Origin of the sequence: Streptomyces sp. NPDC001380, from assembly GCF_042895785.1 — a bacterium.
Lineage (GTDB): Bacteria > Actinomycetota > Actinomycetes > Streptomycetales > Streptomycetaceae > Peterkaempfera.
Window position 1 is genome coordinate 83,419 of record NZ_JBIAWP010000011.1, and the last position, 16,070, is coordinate 99,488.

The window sequence follows — 16,070 nt, forward strand, 5'->3', positions numbered from 1 at the left end:
GCCGTCCACCCTATGCGCGGGCCCGGCGGGAGGCGGTATGCCCCTCATGTCAGGTTCCGCACAAAGCTTCGGTCAAATCTTGCGACCGGCCGGGTTCCTCCCGCCCCTCCCGTGGTCGGGTTCCCCCCGGAACGGACATCCACGCTGGGGAGGATCTGTTGTCAGCACCAACCCGCACCAGACGGTGGCTCACGATCTGTGCCGCCGTCACCGTGTCGACCCTGGTGGGCATACCCGCCGGCCAGGCGTCTCCCGGCGGCGCAGGAAAGCCCTTCGGGGCGCGGGAGCTGGCGGACACCGCCAGGCACCGCGTCCAGGACGCGAGGAGCACCGGCGCCCGCCCCTTCGCTGCGGCCGAGGACGGGGACGGGGGCGAGGCGGCCGACGAGATCGCCGAGGGCGCCGCGCAGTACGCCGAGGCCCGCACCTCGCCGGGCACGCTCCGGCCGGGCGCGTACACCGCCGCCTGGAACGCCATGCAGGCGCTGCCGCAGGCCGGGGGCAGGTGGCGGCACGTGACGAAGCTGCCCTACGACTCCGACGACCCGCGCTACCGCGACATCGACTCCAACTCCAGCGGCGGCGCCGGACGCGTCACCGGCCGCACCACCGCGCTCGCCGCCGACGGCGACGGGTACGTCTACGCGGGCAGCGCGGGCGGCGGCGTGTGGCGCTCCTCGCAGGGCGGGGGCCACTGGCAGCCGATCAGCGACCGGCTGCCCTCGCAGTCCACCGGGGCCCTGGCCCTGGACGGCGGCCGGCTGTGGCTGGCGACGGGCGAGGCCAACACCAACGCCGACGCCTACCTGGGCAGCGGCGTCTACGCGCTCTCCAACCCCCGGTACGGCGCCTTCACCGAGCGCGACCGGGTGGGCGGCCCCGAGCTGGAGAACACCACGATCCACCAGCTGCGCTTCGCCGGCGGCAGGGTCTGGGCGGCGACCAGCAGCGGCGTGTGGAGCCACTCCTCCCGCACGCTCACCGGCGCGTGGAAGCTGGAGTACGCCCCCAACCCCGACTACCTCCCCGGCCACCCCAAGGCCTCCGACCCGGACGCGCCGTACAAGAACATCACCAACGACGTCGCCGTCGACCCCCGCCACCCCTCCCGCGTGGTGCTGGCGGTCGGCTGGCGCAGCGGCGACGACTACAACGGCTTCTACGCCAAGGCGGCCGACGGCAGCTGGCAGCGGCTGACCACCGGCCTCGGGGACCTGCCGACCGCGCCCGACGAGGTGGGCTCGGTGACCTTCGCGCGCTCCGCCGACGGCTCGCGCTACTACGCGATCGACCAGTCGCCGACGCAGCTGGCGACCAACCCCGACAGCTCGCTCGCCGGGGTCTACGTCTCGCGCAGCGGCTCGCCGCTCGGCCCCTGGAAGCGGATCGCCGACTACCAGACGCTCGCGAAGTCGGGCTCGGCGCTCACCGACCCGGGCTACATGCCGGGCGTGCAGGCCTGGTACAACCAGTTCCTGCAGGTCGACCCGGCCGACCCGGAGCACGTGTGGGCGGGCCTGGAGGAGGTCTTCGAGACCCGCGACGGCGGCGCGAACTGGTCGGCGCCCGGCCCGTACTGGAACTTCGGCTTCCCCTGCTGGTCCATCGACCCGTCGAAGCGGACCGGCGACTGCAACGCCACCACCCACCCCGACCAGCACGCCGTCGCGGTCGGCCGCAGCCACGGCAGGTCCTACCTGTACGTCGGCGACGACGGCGGCGTGTACCGGCGCCCGACGCGCGGCGCCGCGGACGCCTCCGGGCACGCCACCGACTGGACCTCGCTCAACGACGGCACCATCGACACCCTGCAGTACTACTCGGTGGGCGTCGGGCAGGACCGGGACTTCGGCGGCGTCGCCGTCAACGGCGGCCTGCAGGACAACGGGCAGTCGATCCTGCGCGGCCGCGACCGGGTCATGGGCTCCAACTTCGGCGGAGACGGCGGCGACACCCTCACCGACCCGGGCAACGGCTGCAACATCGCCCAGGAGTACGTGTACCTGGCGCTGCAGGTGACGCAGAACTGCGCCGTCAACGACGGCTCCTGGCTCACCGACCCGTCGAAGGCCACCTCGTACGCGGTCGCCCCGCCCGACAACCGGCTCGGCGGCGCCGGGGCCCGCTTCATCGCCCCGCTGGCGGCCGACGGCAAGGACGGGAACACCTGGATCGCGGGCGGCCGGCACGTGTGGGTGCAGACCCACGGGTACGCCATCCGCAGCTCCGACGAGTGGAGGAACGCCTTCGACCTGGGCGCCGGCCACGTCGCGACCGCCGTCGCCTCCTCCGGCGGCCGGGTCTACGCGGCCTGGTGCGGCCCCTGCAACAACGTGGGCTTCGCCCGCGGCATCGCCGTCGGCAACGCGGACGGCACCGGCTGGCACCAGCTGAACCTGCCGGTCGACGGCACCGTGCCCAACCGCTACCTGTCCGGCTTCGCCGTGGACCCGGCGGACGCAGACCACGTCTACCTGGCCGTCAACGGCTTCTCCCGGCACTGGACGGAGGGGCCGGGCGCCGGCATCGGCCACGTCTTCGAGTCCTGGAACGGCGGCACGAGCTGGAAGGACGTCTCGGCGAACCTGCCGGACGCCCCGGCCGACGCGCTGCTCGTGCTGCCCGGCGGCGGCGTGGCCCTCGCCACCGACCTCGGCGTGGTCTACCGGGCCCCGCACCGTAGCGGCTGGGAGGTCGTCGGCGACCTGCCCGCGGTGGCGGTGCAGCAGCTGAAGCTCGGCCCCGACGGGAAGGTGTACGCGGCGACGCACGGGCGCGGCATCTGGTCCGTGAAGGCGGCCGACCTGCGCTGACCCCCGTCCGGGCCCGTCCCGGACCCGCCCGCCGACCCCGCGCCGACCGCCGGCGCGGGGTCGGCTGCGTCCGGGGCCGGGCATGAGGGGCGCGGGGCACGGGGGACGGCGGACGGAGTGCGGGGGACAGCGCGGGGCGCGGGCGGGCGCCTTCAGCCCGCAGGTCCGCGCCCCGACAGGGCCTCCAGCCGGGCGCGGTCCAGTCCGGACGCCCGCTCGACCTCCGCCGCGTCGAGCGCCCCGCAGTCCAGGCCGCGCAGCAGGTGCCCGGCGAGCGCCCGCGCGGTCGCGGGCTCGTCCAGGACGGCGCCGCCGGCGGTGCGGGCCAGGTACGCGGCGAGGCGGCGGCCGTTCCCGGCCAGCCCCTCGCGGTAGAAGCCGTACACGGCGGCGTAGCGGGTCGGCAGGTGGCCGGGGTGCATGTCCCAGCCCTGGTGGTACGCGCGGTGCAGGGCCCGGCGGACCAGGGCGTGGTGCAGCCGCCAGGCGGCGTGGACCTCGGCGGTGGTGCCGGTCGGCAGCACGTTCACCGAGCCGTCGGAGAGCCGGACGCCGGTGCCGGCCGCGGCGACCTGCATCACGGCCTTGGCGTGGTCGGCCGCCGGGTGGTCCGGGCTCTGCTGGGCCGGTCCGACGCCGCAGGCCGCGCTGTAGTCGAAGGTGCCGTAGTGCAGCCCGGTGCAGCGGCCCCGCGCCGCGTCGATCATGCGGGCGACGGTGGCGCGGCCGTCGGCGCCGAGGACGGCCTGCGTGGTCTCGACCTGGATCTCGAAGCCGATCCGCCCGGCGGGCAGCCCGGCCGCCTCCTCGAACCCGGCGCACAGCCGGACCATCGCGGCCACCTGCTCCGGGTACGCCACTTTGGGCAGGGTGACGCGCAACCCCTCCGGGAGGCCGCCCCCCGCGTCGAGGAGGGCGGTGAGGAAGAGGTCGAGGGTGCGGACGCCGCGGCTGCGGGACGCCGCCTCCAGGCACTTGATCCGGATGCCCGCGCAGAACGGCCCGGAGCCCTCGGCGGCGGCCTCCGCCAGCAGGCGGGCGGCCCGGACCGCGGCGGCGTCCTCCTCCGCGTCGGGACGCACCCCGTAGCCGTCCTCGAAGTCGACCCGCAGGTCCTCCACGGGCTCGCGGGCGAGCTTGGCCCGGACCCGGCCGTGCACCTCCTCCGCGGACGGGCCGGCGGGCAGGCCGAGGGCGGCGGCGAAGGCCGCCGGGCCGGGCGCGTGGGCGTCCATCGCCGCCAGGGCCCGGTCGCCCCAGGAGCGCACCGTGCCGGCGTCGAGGACGTCCGCGGGGACGTAGACGGTGTGCACCGGCTGCCGGGTGCCGGGGTCGCCCGGGTAGCGGCGGGCGAGGTCGGCGTCCACGGCGGCGAGCGAGGCGTCCACGTCCGCGCGCAGCGCGGCGGGGAGCGTGGTGCGGGCAGGGGTGTCGTGCTGCGCCATCCGCGCCCCTTCCGGGGGTCCGGTACCGGGTTCAACACTCTGTTGACGGGACGCTAGCCAGCGCCGTCCGCGCCGTCAACGGCGTGCCCGGCCGCCGCGGCGCGCGGCAGGGTGTCACGGCACGCGGCGGGGCGGTCCCCTCACCGCGGCGCGGGACCCGTCCCGGGTGAACCCTTCGGCACCCGGCCGCGTCATGCGTGCAGCAGTACGCCGCCGCCGCCCGGGCGGCGGCCGGTCCGCCGCCCCGATCCGCCGCCCCGCGCCGGAGCGGGGCTCGACCGCCACCCGAGGAGCCATGGCCACCAGCCGCGTTCTTCCCCTGGTCGACGGAGACGTCGCCGAGATCGGCCCGTACCGGGTCCTCGGCCGGCTCGGCGCGGGCGGGATGGGCATCGTCTACGCCTGCGAGGGCCGGGACGGCCGCCGGGTCGCGGTCAAGGCGGTCCGCGCCGAGATCGCCGGCGACCCGTCGTTCCGCGCCCGCTTCCGCCGCGAGGTGGACCTGCTGCGGCGGGTCACCGGCCCCTGCCTGGTGCCGCTGCTCGACGCCGACACCGACACCGCCCGCCCCTGGCTGGCCACCGAGTACATCGCCGGCCCCACCCTCCACGACCACCTGGCCCGCCACGGGGCGCTGCCCGGCGCCACCCCGACGGCCCTGGCGGCGGGCGTCGCCGACGCCCTGCACCGGGTGCACGCCGCGGGCGTGGTGCACCGCGACCTCAAGCCCGGCAACGTCGTCCTGGCGTCCGACGGGCCGCGGGTGCTCGACTTCGGCATCGCCCGCGTCCTGGACGAGACGGCGATCACCCGGACCGGCGGCTGGACCGGGACGCCCGGCTGGACCAGCCCCGAGGAGTACCGGGGCGACCGGGGCGGCACCGCGGCGGACGTCTTCGCCTGGGGCGCCCTGGTCGCGTACGCGGCCACCGGACGGCTGCCGTTCGGCAGCGGGGCACCCGACGCCGTGGCGTACCGGATCATGCGGGAGGAGGCCGACACCGCGGGGGTGCCCGCGGGACTGCTGCCGCTGGTGCGGGCCGCGCTGGACAAGGACCCGGCGCGGCGGCCCGCCGCGGCGGAGCTGGCGGGGCGCTGCCTGCTGCTGCTGTCCGCCGGGACGCCCCCGGGCGGCGGGGGCACGGCGGGCGGCGGTGCGCTGGAGTCGGCCCTGGCGGCGCACTGGCGGGTGCCGTGCGGGCCTGAGGCGCCCCACCGGTGGGCCGGCGGCGGGCCGGTGCCGCCGGGCGACGGGTGGGACCTCGGGGGGTGGGACCTCGGGGGGCGGGGCTTCGACGGGCGGGGCTTCGACGGGCGGACCGGCTGGGAGGCCCGGGGCGGGCCGGCGCCGGACGAGGAGTGGACCGTCCCCGGCGGGCGCCGCCCCGGCCGACCCCGGCTGCTGGCCGCGGTCGCCACGCTCGTGCTGCTGGCCGGCGGGGGTGTCGGGTACACGGTGGTCAACCAGGTGTCGGGCGGCACCCGGGAGCCGGCGGGCGGCGCGGCCGCCCCGGCCGTCCCGGGGGCCGCCGGGCCCGGGAACGGCGCGCCGCGGGCCGTCCCGCCGGCCGGGGGGACCCCCGGCGCGGCCGCCCCGGGCGGCGGGACGGGGAGCGCCGGTGCCGCGGGGGACGTCGGGAGCATCGACCCGGGGATCACGGTCTCCGGCGCCTTCGGGACCAGGGCGGTGCTGACCCTGCCGGACCGGCCGCCGCGGGGCGAGCGGTTCGCCGTGCGCCTGGTGGGCGCCGGCGACGGCCGGGTGGTGCGCCGGCAGGACCGGGTGACCGTCAACTACACGGCGGTGGACTGGACGGCGGGCAGGGCCGTGCCCAGCTCGTACGACCGGGGCGAGCGGCCGCAGCTCTTCCAGGCGGGCGCCGACCAGGTGATCGGGGCACTGGAGCACACCGTGATCGGGCGGCGGGTCGGCAGCAGGCTGCTGGTGGTGGCGCCTCCGGCCGAGGCGTTCGGCCGCAAGGGGAGCCCGGGCCTGGGGGTGGGCCCGGGGGCCACGATGGTCTTCGTGCTCGACATCACCTCGGCGGTCCGGCCCGGCGCCGCCGGGACCGGCAGCGCCTCGGCGCCCCGGACCTCCCGCGGGTGAACCTGCGCCGCCCGGCCGCACCCCGCAGGCCGGCCGGAGGGCGCCTCGCCGACCGTAATCCGCTCGCGCCTCCCCCGGGCCGGGCGCCATGCTGGGGCCATGATGATCAGAGAGGCGACCCCGGCGGACTGGCCGGCGGTCTGGGCGTTCCTCCAGCCGATCATGGCGGCCGGCGAGACCTACACCTGGCCCCGCGACGTCGGGGAGGAGCAGGCGCGCGGCATGTGGATGCTCGACGCCCCGGGCCGCACGGTCGTCGCGGTCGACGCCGACGGCACCGTCCTCGGCTCCGCCAAGATGAACCCCAACCACATGGGCCCCGCCGCGCACATCGCCAGTGCGAGCTTCGCGGTCGCACCCGCGCACTCCGGCCGCGGCACCGGCCGGGCGCTGGGCGAGCACGTGCTGGCGTGGGCGCGCGCGGAGGGCTACCGCGCCATGCAGTTCAACGCGGTCGTGGAGACCAACACCCGGGCCGTGGCGCTGTGGCGCTCGCTCGGCTTCGAGGTGATCGGCACCCTGCCGGAGGGCTTCCTCCACCCGGAGCACGGCTACGTCGGCCTGCACATCATGCACCGGCGCCTGTGAGCGCGGGGGAGGACGCCGCACCGCTGACCGGTACCGACCGGGCCGCCCGGGCAACACCACCGCCCGGCGCGCCCGGCCCGCCGCCCGCAGCGCGCCCACGGCGGACTCCGCCCTGCCCGGTGGCCCACCGGGCCTCCGCACCGTCGGCGGCTCCCCGGACGTCCCGGCGGTCCCGCACGTGCCCCACGTACCGCACGCGGCGCGGCACGTCCCGCCCGCCGTGCGGGCGCGGCTGCTGCCGGACGACGACGGGCTGCGGACCGATCGGGACCACACGACCGGCGGGGACACCGGCCTGATCGCCGGCGACCCGCCGGCTCCGCTCTCCCCGGTCAGCGGCCTCCGCCGGGACCAGGACGCCGTCGTCGCCGGCCTGTCCGGCTCCTGGGGTCCGGGCCGGGTCGAGGGCCGGGCCCCGCGGATCGAGCTCATCGGACAGAAGGGCTGCGGCCGCGCCGGGCTCGGCCTGCTCCGCGGACGGGCCCTTCTCACGGCCTGACGGCTCCGCCCTTCACCCGGTGGTGGACGGGCAGTGGACGCCCGGTGACACGGGATCAGGTGCCGACGGGCCCGGCCGCCCACTGCAGCCATGCGTGAAGAGACTCGAAATCATGATCGGTGAGGCCTCGACGCGGATCGACACGATGGAGCAGGGCATGTCCTCGATGGTGCGCGGAGACCCAGGTGCGGTCAGTGTCGGTGATCTCGTCGTCGACCCAGGCGAATGAGCGCCCTGCTGCCCAGCCGACAAGAGCGCGGGTCTTCCCGTGCAACCCGTTCCGCTCGTCCTGCTCATCCAGGTCGGACGGCTCCGGCCAGGCCACCACGGCCAACGGCGGCAGGCCGATCAGTGGCGCGACGCACTCGTTCGCGTCGGCCGTCCACGTCGTGGCCCAGGCCAGTTCGCACGGCAGCGCCGCCAGCCGGGGCCCGTGCGCGGGATTGATCCTGGCCAGGAGCGGATTCGAGCCGCCTTCCCGCAGGTGGGGGCCGGTCCGGTACGTCGGGTACTGCTGCGGCGCCGCCCCGAACGGGATGAGCGGTCCGTCGACATCGAGGAAGAGCAGCGGGCGACGTGGAGAAGCGGTCACGGCAGCACGGTAGCGGCGCGCCCCGGTGGTCCCGCCCCGATGCTCCCGGCTCGATGCTCCCGGCTCGACGACGACGCCCGACGGGGGCCGCTGCCGCCCGTCACCCGGCCGACGCATCCGCCGCCTGCGGGAAGCGGGCGAGCGGCGCCTCCCGGGCGAAGAACGTCCCGGCGCGCTCCAGGGCGCCGGTGTCGGCCAGGACGTCCCCGGGCCTGGTGCCGTTCCCGAGCAGTACGCCGCCGAAGCGCATGCCCATGTACGCGGCCGTGTGGTGGAGCGCGCCGACCAGCGGGCCGGCGGTCCCGGCGTCGCCGGCCATCGCGGTGACGCCCCACAGGGTGCGGCCCGCCATCGCGGCCTTGAAGTCCCGCCCGGGGAGGCGCAGCCAGCCGCTCCGGTGGTAGAGGTAGCGCTTGGCCTCGGCGGAGAGGGTGTACCAGTACAGCGGCGAGGCGATGACGACGTCGGTGGCGGCGAGCGTGGCATCCAGCAGGTCCGCCTCCTCCCCCACCGGTGCGGCCCTGGGCCCGTCTGCGTGGCGGACGTCGGAGAAGTCGGGCAGGGGGCGCTCGGCGAGCCTGACCCACCGCTGCTCCGTGCCGGGCGGGAGGTGCCCGGCGGCCGCGCGGGCCAGCAGCTCGGTGTTGCCGTCCGGGCGGCTGCTGGCCAGCAGGAGGAGGAACGAGCGGGACATGGACGTCCTTTCGGTCTGCGGGCGCTGTGGGAGGCCAAGTCCGCCGCCACGGGGCGTATTCCGGGACGCCCTCCGGCGCCGGAGGGCCGCGGACGCGGCGGGCCGAGGCCCTGCGGACCCGCTGCCGGGCGTGCGCCCGCATCCTCCGGGGCGCACAGCCGCTGCGGTCACTGTCAGTCGTGTCGTCTATACATGGGGTTCCGACTTTCGCCGGACGACGGGGGGAACACCACGATGGCGGAATCCCGGACCAGCGACACCCAGACGCCCGCCGCGGCCGCCGACCGCGAGCGCGGCGGACGGCACCGCGCCTACTACACACTCGCCTCGCTGCGGGCCCGCGGCTGGACGCCGTCCATGGTCCGCGACCTGCTGGGCGAGCCCGACGCCCAGGGGCGCAGCCCCTTCTACGGGGCCGAGGCGCCGACCCGGATGTTCGCCGTCGGCCGGGTGGAGGCCGCCGAGGGCACCGAGGAGTTCGCCCGCACACTGGCCGCTGCGGCCCGGCGGTCGGCCGCCGCACGTGAGGCCGCGGCGCGGCGGCGGCGGGCGGTGCTGGACCGCATCGCGGCCGAGGCCGTCGCGGTGCCCCGGCTCGCACGGGACGAGCTCGCCGAGCAAGCCGTGCGGCACCGCAACCGCCGCGACCGGGAACGGGCCTGGGACCGGCCGGACCACGTACCCAGGCCCGCGGTCCTGGCCACCACCGACACCGCGACGCTCGCCCGCTGGCAGGTCGACTACCTGCGCCACCGGCTCACCGGGTACGACGCCCTGCTGGACGGCCTCCACGGCGGGGCCGGCCGCACCGAGGCGGCCCAGCTGCTGCGGGAGCGGCTCCTCGACGCCATCGCCCGCGCCTACCCGGAGCTGGCGGCGGAGTGCCGCCGCCGGCTGGCCGAGCGGTGAGCGGGCGGCCGGCGGGCGGGCGGCCGCCGCGGGCAGGCCGACCGCAGCGGCTACTCGCGGCCCAGCTCGGCGTACCGCTCCTGCAGCTGCGGCCAGGCGCGGCGCAACTGGTCCGGGCTGACGGGCTGCCCGGGGCGGCCGGTCACGCCGTGCTGGTGGAAGAGGTGCTGGGAGAGCCGGAAGTGGTCGGGCTCCTTGCCGTACGTGTCGATGTAGGTGCAGAGGCCCTTGAGGTAGACGTCGAGCTTCTGCTCCCTGGACGACGCGGCGGGCTCGGGCTCCCCGGGCTCCGGCGCCTCCGGCACCCCGGGCCACGGCTCCTCCGGCCCGCCCACGGGCCCGGAGGAGGAGGCGGGACCGGCGGACGGGCCCGGCGCGGGGTCGGGGTCGGGGGCGGGGGCGGGGGCGGGGCCCGGGTCGGCCCGAGGCGCCCAGGCGGCCTCGGGGTCCGCCTCCGGGCGCCGCTGGGGCTGCGGCTGCGGCGGCCCGTCCGCGTACGGCTGCGCCTGCCGCGGCCTGGGCACCCGCAGGGGGCGCCGGTGGCCGTTGGCCGAGGCCACCAGGTCCTCCTCGGGCTCGGCGTAGAGCTCCGCGTAGGGCTCCGCAGGCGGTTCCGAGGGCTGCTCGGGGACCTCCGGGTCCGCCGGCACCGGTCCGGCCCCGGGTGCGGCGTCGGGCACGGGGCGGGACCCGGCCCGGGCCGCCGCCCCGGCGTCCTGGGCCCCCTCCCGGGACGCCTCGGGCTGCTCCGCCGCCACGGCGATCTCCTGCATCCGGGCGGCCCCGTCCAGGACGGGCGCGGCCGGCTCCTGCCCGTACCCGGGCGCGGGGTCGGCCCCGCCGCCGCGCTCCAGCGCGGCGATGTCCAGCGGGACCCCGTACCGGGCGAGCTTCAGCGGCAGGACCGCCTCGATCGGGGCGGTCCGGCGCCAGGCGCGCCCGTACCGGGCGCGCAGCCGGGCCCGGTACACCAGGCGGTTCTGCTCGTGGCGGACCACCTCGTCGTAGGAGCGCAGCTCCCAGAGCTTCATGCGGCGCCACAGCCGGAAGGTGGGGACGGGGGCGAGCAGCCAGCGCACCAGCCGGACGGACTCCATGTGCCGGTCGGCGGTGATGTCCGCGATGCGGCCCACCGCGTGCCGGGCCGCCTCCACGACGACCACGAAGAGCACGGGGATGGCGGCGTGCATCCCCATGCCCAGCGGGTCGGGGTAGGAGGCCGCGGCGTTGAAGACGACGGTGGCGCCGGTGAGCAGCCACGCGGTCTGCCGCAGCAGCGGGAAGGGGATGCGCAGCCAGGTGAGGACCAGGTCCAGGGCGAGGAGGACCACGATCCCGGCGTCGACACCGACGGGGAAGGCGTAGGAGAAGGTGCCGAAGCCCTTGCGGAGGGCCAGCTCGCGCACCGCGTTGTAGGAACCGGCGAAGCCGATGCCGGCGATCAGGCAGGCGCCCGCGGCGACCACGCCGATCAGTGCGCGGTGCGCGCGGGTTATCGAGGGACGTGCCACGACGCTCTCATCCTCCGGGTCTCGGCGCCACCGGACGGGACAGCTTGCCACACCCCGGTTGCCGGCGGACGGCGCGGAGGGGGTCGGCCCCCCCCGGTGCACCCGCCCCGGACCGGCGCCGCAACGCCGTCCGGCCGGCACTCGCCCCGTCGGGCGGCCACCGGCCGGACGGGTGGCCAGCGGCCGGACGGGTGGCCAGCGGCCGGACGGGCGGGCCGGAGCCCGTCATCCCCTCGGACGGAACGTCAGCAGGAGGTCCAGTCGCGGTCGGCGTTCGCGGAGGAGCGGGCGTCCTGGACGGCGCCGGAGGAGCGCCTCAGGGTCGCCCTGTCCCGGTCGTTGTTCCAGACGTAGGCGCGGCGCTGCTGGTGGAGGTGGGCGGCGGAGTTGCGGCCCTGGCCGGTGTGGGCGGTGGCGGTCGCGCCCGCCCGGAGGGTGAAGGCGGGGAGGACGCAGGCGTGGCGGGAGGCGTCCGTGAGGGTCCAGCCGCGCAGGCTGACCGGCCGGGAGGTGGAGTTCCTGGTCTGGACGTACTCCGCGGCGAGGCTCGCGTTGGAGCGCATGTCCTTGCCGGGGCTGTCGTAGGAGATCTTGGCGAGGTGCACCGATCCGGCGGCCCGGACCGGGGCGGCGGTGAGCAGCGCGGCAGCGCCGAGGGCGGCGGCTACGGCGAGGGCGGCGGCGGGTATGCGGCGGGCCTCAAAGGCGCCTGTCTCTCCTGGAGATGACGGAAGCGGGTCCGCAGCCCAGCCGGGATGAGGCGACGCCCCAGCACCATGTCATATGCGGCTCAGTTCACGACATGATCCTGTCATCGGCGGGCCGCAGCCAGGGACCGGCCGACGAAGGCGAAGGCATCCGGCATGACGCGCCGCCAGAAGCCGTCGGTGTGCTCGCCCCGCGGGAAGTGCCGCTCGACGGCTCCCCCGCGGTCGGCGAGCACGCGGGCCGCATCACAGAACGGGTCCTCGGTGCCGCACCAGACCCCGAGGCGCCGGCCGTGCGGCCGGCCGAGGGCGAGCAGCGGCTCGTGGGCCCGCCAGTCCGCCTCCCCGTCGTAGCCGCCCGTGGTGGCCGCATCCGGCCAGGTGCGGAAGACCGCCGGGCTGAGGGCCGCGACGGCGTCCACGGCGCCGCGCCGGCCCAGGGCGTACTGGAGGGCGCCGGAGCCGCCCATGGAGATGCCCAGCACCGCCTGCGGCTCCCCCGCCGTGGAACGGCCCAGCCCGCGGGCGCGCAGCCACCCCGGAACCTCGTGCAGCAGCATCGCCTGCGGGTCGCCCCCGCCGCGCCGCCGGTGCCAGTAGGTGGCGTCGCCGCCGTCCACCGCCGCCACCACGAAAGGCGGGACGCCCGCGCGCACCGCGGCCGCCAGGAACTGCGGCATCCCCAGGGTCACCAGGGTCCGCGCGTCGGCGCCCCGGCCGTGCAGGGCCAGGCAGACGGGCAGCCGCGCCGGATCGTGGCCGGGCGGGGCCATGGTGACGAGCCGGACCGCGCCGCCGCGGGCCCGGGAGCGCTCGGTGACGGTGTGCACGGGCCCGGGGGCGACGTCCGGAACGGTGCCGTCGGGGCCGGTCAGACCCAGGGCGCGGCGCAGCCGCACGCCGCCGGGCAGCACGTCCTCGACCACGGCGGCGCCCACGCCCCCGCCCAGGACGACCGCGCCGCCCCCCAGCGCGGCCAGCAGCACCCCGCGCCTGCCCGGCCGCCGCGCCTCCGCACCGCCCCCCGTACGGGAGACCCCCGCCCGCTCCGCCCCGGCCCCGTCCACCCGCATGCCCGTCCTCCCCGTGTCCCGCGTGTCCCGCGTGTCCCGTGTCCCGTGCCCCGCGTTCCCTGCCCCTGCCCCTGCGTCCTCGTTGCGCACCGCGCGGTCCACCCCGGTGACGGCAGATCATCCCACCGGTGCACGGCCGGCCGACCGCCGGGGAGCGATCGCGGGGCCGGAATCGTGCTGCCGGGACTACGGGGCCGGAACCGCGGTGCCGTCCGCCGACCGGGCCGCCGTGATGCCGCCCACCGGGTCTGGTCCCGCGGGACAGCCGCCGAACCGGAGGCGCGGAACCTCCCCCAGGGCGGCCGGGACCGTCCCGGGGCGGACCACCGACGGAGGGCACCGGCGGCCGGGGCGACGGAGCCGCATCGGGATCCCGACGGAACACCCGCCGGAACCCCGGCCGGACTCCACGGCGAACCCGGGTGAGGGCGCCGGCAGGACCCGGGCCGCGGCCCGGCAGCAGTACCGGGCCGCCCTGCCGGGGCATGCCTCTCAGCCCACCGCGGCCGACCGGTCCGTGCCGGTTCCCACCCGCGCGGCGGCGGACGCCATGCCGAGCCAGGTGTGGGGGTTGCCCGCCCAGCACCAGCCCAGCTTCGGCGCGCCCCGGCTGATCCACACCGCAGGCACCCGCCGGTCACCGCAGCGCGAACCCCCCAGCGAGAAGCACCTGTTCTTCTCCAGCGCCCCCGGGTACAGGGTGACGAGGGCGATGCCCTCCTCGATGGTCAGCGGGCTCCTCCCCCGCGCCGCTACCGCCTCCACCGCCTCGTCGGGCACCGCCCCGCAGAACTCCTCGCCACGGTCCACGTCGAGCAGCAGGTAGGCGCCGCCCGCCGGGAGGACGACGCCTCGGGCCGGAGCGAACCGGGCGAGGTCACCGTCCCTGTAGTTCCGGTCGACGACACCCGGCCGGTCCTTCCCCTCGAGCGTCGTCCGGGGGACGGACTCCTCCACCGGCACCAGGTCGCGGGTCACCACCAGCAGGAACGGCACCCGTCCGCCGCTCGGCGGAGCCGTCCCCGCGCCGCGCGCCACGGCGACCTCCCGCAGCGGGGCCAGCATCGCGGCGAACGCGCGCGCGTCCACTCCGGCCGCCTCCGGGTACCCCCGGTCGACGAGCACCCCCAGCTGCCGGTCGAACTCCGCCCCCGCGTCGCATCCGTCGAACGACACCGCATCCCCTTCCGTCCGCCTGCGCGGTCCGCTCCCGTGCATCGCACGAGCCGCCCGGACCGTTACCCGCCCGAGGCGGGACGGGCTGCAGGGACCGCAGGCCTGAACCCCCGGCGCCCGACGGGCGTTCACCGGTCCGTACGCGCCGGAGGGCACACCGGTCCCGGCGCTGCGGACCGACGGCGGCAGGACAGCGGGCACGCCCCGAGAAGGAGGACGCGGAAACCATGGACACGGCAGGCACGCACGACGGCCCGACCACCTGGCACAAGTCCGGCCACAGCATCCCGGACGGGGACTGCGTCGAGGTCCGCGACCGGTTCGACCTGGTCGACGTCCGGGACTCCAAGGACCCCCATGGGGCGGTCCTCTGCTTCTCGGCCGACGCGTGGACCGACTTCATCAGCGGCGTGCGGGCCGAGGAGTTCCCCGGGCACGCCTGAGACCCGAGAACGGGCTCCCGTGCCGCCGGGACGGCAGCACGGGAGCCCGGGGCCCGGGGAGCCCGCGCGGGGCCGGGACCGGCCCCGCCGCGGCTCACACCGGCGTGCCCAGAGCGCTCAGGATGTCCTCGACCCGGTCCCTGGCGTCGCCGAAGAGCATCCGGCTGTTCTCACGGAAGAACAGGGGGTTCTGCACGCCGGCGTAGCCGGGGGCCATGGACCGCTTGAAGACGACGACGTCCTCCGCCTCCCAGACGCGCAGGACGGGCATGCCGGCGATCGGGCTGGCGGCGTCCTCCTCGGCGGCGGGGTTGACGGTGTCGTTGGCGCCGATCACCAGGACGACGGACGACTTGGCGAAGTCGTCGTTGATCTCGTCCATCTCCAGGACGATGTCGTAGGGCACCTTGGCCTCGGCGAGCAGGACGTTCATGTGGCCCGGGAGCCGTCCCGCGACGGGGTGGATGCCGAAGCGCACCTCGACGCCCCGTTCCCGCAGCCTGCGGGTGAGGTCGGCCACCAGGTGCTGCGCCTGGGCCACGGCCATCCCGTACCCGGGGGTGATGACCACCGAGGAGGCGTCGCGCAGCAGCCCGGCGGTCTCCTCGGCGGTGATCTCGCGGTACTCGCCCTGCTCGGCGGAGGCGGCGGCGGGCGCCTCGATGCCGAAGCCGCCCGCGATCACGGAGAGGAAGGACCGGTTCATCGCCTGGCACATGACGTACGAGAGGTAGGCGCCGGACGAGCCGACGAGGGCGCCGGTGACGATGAGCAGGTTGTTGTTCAGCAGGAAGCCCGAGGCGGCGGCCGCCCAGCCGGAGTAGCTGTTGAGCATCGACACCACGACCGGCATGTCGCCGCCGCCGATGGAGGCGACCAGGTGCCAGCCGAGGGCGAGCGCCACCGCCGTGACCGCGATCAGCAGCCCGAGGCCCGGCTGCACCACGAAGAGCACGGTGAGGACGGCGAAGGCGGCCAGGGCGCCGAGGTTGAGCGCGTTCCTGCCCGGCAGCATCAGCGGGCGGGACTTGATCCGCGCGGACAGCTTCAGGTAGGCGACGACCGACCCGGTGAACGTGACGGCACCGATGAAGACGCCGATGAACACCTCGGCGTGGTGCACGCCCAGCAGGGAGCCGGCGACCTCGGTCGGGGTTCCGGGCCGCGCCTCGACGTCGAGGTAGCCGTTCCAGCCGACGAGGACGGCGGCCAGGCCGACGAAGCTGTGCAGGACGGCGATCAGCTCGGGCATGCCCGTCATCTCGACGACGCGGGCGCGCCACAGCCCGATCCCCGCGCCGATCGCCATGGCGGCGGCGGCGAGGCCGACGCCGGTCGCGGGGATGCTGCGCGAGGCGAGCCCGACCGTGGCGGCCAGGGCGACCGCCATGCCGGAGACGCCCAGGACGGTGCCGGAGCGGGAGGTCTCGTGCCTGGACAGTCCGGCCAGGCTGAGGATGAAGAGGAGGGCGGAGACGATGTAGGCGGCCTGGGTGGCCGTTGCGGCGGTCAT

The 16,070-nt window shown here is 76.9% G+C and carries 14 protein-coding genes; 6 read left to right on the forward strand and 8 right to left on the reverse strand.

Annotation, left to right across the window (positions count from 1 at the left end; translation table 11 throughout):
- The first annotated feature begins 158 nt into the window (after positions 1-158).
- Positions 159-2,813 carry a glycosyl hydrolase gene (locus tag ACFY07_RS15810; protein WP_390869166.1) on the forward strand — a complete coding sequence of 885 codons (2,655 nt, stop codon included), beginning with the start codon at positions 159-161 and terminating at the stop codon, positions 2,811-2,813.
- A 152-nt stretch (positions 2,814-2,965) separates the two neighbouring features.
- Here the strand turns inward: ACFY07_RS15810 and ACFY07_RS15815 are convergent, their stop codons facing one another.
- Positions 2,966-4,258, reverse strand: coding sequence for a DUF6986 family protein (locus ACFY07_RS15815; protein ID WP_390869167.1), 1,293 nt, complete (start codon positions 4,256-4,258; stop codon positions 2,966-2,968).
- A 295-nt stretch (positions 4,259-4,553) separates the two neighbouring features.
- Here ACFY07_RS15815 and ACFY07_RS15820 point away from each other — a divergent pair, with 295 nt between their 5' ends.
- The 3 genes from ACFY07_RS15820 to ACFY07_RS15830 all read left to right on the forward strand — a co-directional run bounded on the left by ACFY07_RS15820 (position 4,554) and on the right by ACFY07_RS15830 (position 7,452).
- Positions 4,554-6,365, forward strand: coding sequence for a protein kinase (locus ACFY07_RS15820; RefSeq protein WP_390869168.1), 1,812 nt, complete (start codon positions 4,554-4,556; stop codon positions 6,363-6,365).
- Positions 6,366-6,464: 99 nt separating this feature from the next.
- Entirely contained in the window at positions 6,465-6,953 is a 489-nt protein-coding gene (locus tag ACFY07_RS15825; RefSeq protein WP_390869169.1) for a GNAT family N-acetyltransferase, read from the forward strand.
- A 178-nt stretch (positions 6,954-7,131) separates the two neighbouring features.
- Complete coding sequence (locus ACFY07_RS15830) at positions 7,132-7,452, forward strand: hypothetical protein (RefSeq protein ID WP_390869170.1); 321 nt, start codon at positions 7,132-7,134, stop codon at positions 7,450-7,452.
- Between the two features lie 55 nt (positions 7,453-7,507).
- Here the strand turns inward: ACFY07_RS15830 and ACFY07_RS15835 are convergent, their stop codons facing one another.
- Complete coding sequence (locus ACFY07_RS15835) at positions 7,508-8,044, reverse strand: hypothetical protein (RefSeq protein ID WP_390869171.1); 537 nt, start codon at positions 8,042-8,044, stop codon at positions 7,508-7,510.
- Positions 8,045-8,144: 100 nt separating this feature from the next.
- Positions 8,145-8,738, reverse strand: coding sequence for a flavodoxin family protein (locus ACFY07_RS15840; RefSeq protein WP_390869172.1), 594 nt, complete (start codon positions 8,736-8,738; stop codon positions 8,145-8,147).
- A gap of 234 nt (positions 8,739-8,972) precedes the next feature.
- Between ACFY07_RS15840 and ACFY07_RS15845 the strand changes: the two genes are divergently transcribed.
- Positions 8,973-9,647, forward strand: coding sequence for a hypothetical protein (locus ACFY07_RS15845; RefSeq protein ID WP_390869173.1), 675 nt, complete (start codon positions 8,973-8,975; stop codon positions 9,645-9,647).
- A gap of 50 nt (positions 9,648-9,697) precedes the next feature.
- Here the strand turns inward: ACFY07_RS15845 and ACFY07_RS15850 are convergent, their stop codons facing one another.
- From ACFY07_RS15850 to ACFY07_RS15865, 4 genes are all read right to left on the reverse strand, one after another.
- Positions 9,698-11,158 (reverse strand): DUF2637 domain-containing protein, encoded by a 1,461-nt coding sequence (locus tag ACFY07_RS15850; RefSeq protein WP_390869174.1) that lies wholly within the window; start codon positions 11,156-11,158, stop codon positions 9,698-9,700.
- A gap of 245 nt (positions 11,159-11,403) precedes the next feature.
- Entirely contained in the window at positions 11,404-11,847 is a 444-nt protein-coding gene (locus tag ACFY07_RS15855) for a lamin tail domain-containing protein (RefSeq protein ID WP_390869275.1), read from the reverse strand.
- Positions 11,848-11,969: 122 nt separating this feature from the next.
- Complete coding sequence (locus tag ACFY07_RS15860; RefSeq protein WP_390869175.1) at positions 11,970-12,938, reverse strand: alpha/beta hydrolase; 969 nt, start codon at positions 12,936-12,938, stop codon at positions 11,970-11,972.
- A 492-nt stretch (positions 12,939-13,430) separates the two neighbouring features.
- Positions 13,431-14,114, reverse strand: a complete 684-nt coding sequence (locus ACFY07_RS15865; protein WP_390869176.1) for a DUF5701 family protein — start codon at positions 14,112-14,114, stop codon at positions 13,431-13,433.
- Positions 14,115-14,341: 227 nt separating this feature from the next.
- On the opposite strand from ACFY07_RS15865, the gene ACFY07_RS15870 reads away from it, so the two are divergent.
- Positions 14,342-14,557 carry a DUF397 domain-containing protein gene (locus ACFY07_RS15870; protein ID WP_230651985.1) on the forward strand — a complete coding sequence of 72 codons (216 nt, stop codon included), beginning with the start codon at positions 14,342-14,344 and terminating at the stop codon, positions 14,555-14,557.
- 94 nt (positions 14,558-14,651) lie between these two features.
- On the opposite strand, the gene pntB is transcribed toward ACFY07_RS15870, so the two are convergent.
- The gene (gene pntB, locus ACFY07_RS15875; RefSeq protein ID WP_390869177.1) at positions 14,652-16,070 is read right to left on the reverse strand and encodes a Re/Si-specific NAD(P)(+) transhydrogenase subunit beta; all 1,419 of its coding nucleotides are present in this window, start codon (positions 16,068-16,070) and stop codon (positions 14,652-14,654) included.

Excerpts from the sequence above, each read along its gene's own strand:
- ACFY07_RS15815 (WP_390869167.1), bottom strand. The coding sequence starts at position 4,258 with ATGGCGCAGCACGACACCCCTGCCCGCACCACGCTCCCCGCCGCGCTG.
- ACFY07_RS15820 (WP_390869168.1), top strand. The coding sequence starts at position 4,554 with ATGGCCACCAGCCGCGTTCTTCCCCTGGTCGACGGAGACGTCGCCGAG.
- ACFY07_RS15825 (WP_390869169.1), top strand. The coding sequence starts at position 6,465 with ATGATGATCAGAGAGGCGACCCCGGCGGACTGGCCGGCGGTCTGGGCG.
- ACFY07_RS15840 (WP_390869172.1), bottom strand. The coding sequence starts at position 8,738 with ATGTCCCGCTCGTTCCTCCTCCTGCTGGCCAGCAGCCGCCCGGACGGC.
- ACFY07_RS15845 (WP_390869173.1), top strand. The coding sequence starts at position 8,973 with ATGGCGGAATCCCGGACCAGCGACACCCAGACGCCCGCCGCGGCCGCC.
- ACFY07_RS15860 (WP_390869175.1), bottom strand. The coding sequence starts at position 12,938 with ATGCGGGTGGACGGGGCCGGGGCGGAGCGGGCGGGGGTCTCCCGTACG.
- ACFY07_RS15870 (WP_230651985.1), top strand. The coding sequence starts at position 14,342 with ATGGACACGGCAGGCACGCACGACGGCCCGACCACCTGGCACAAGTCC.
- pntB (WP_390869177.1), bottom strand. The coding sequence starts at position 16,070 with ATGACCGCCGCAACGGCCACCCAGGCCGCCTACATCGTCTCCGCCCTC.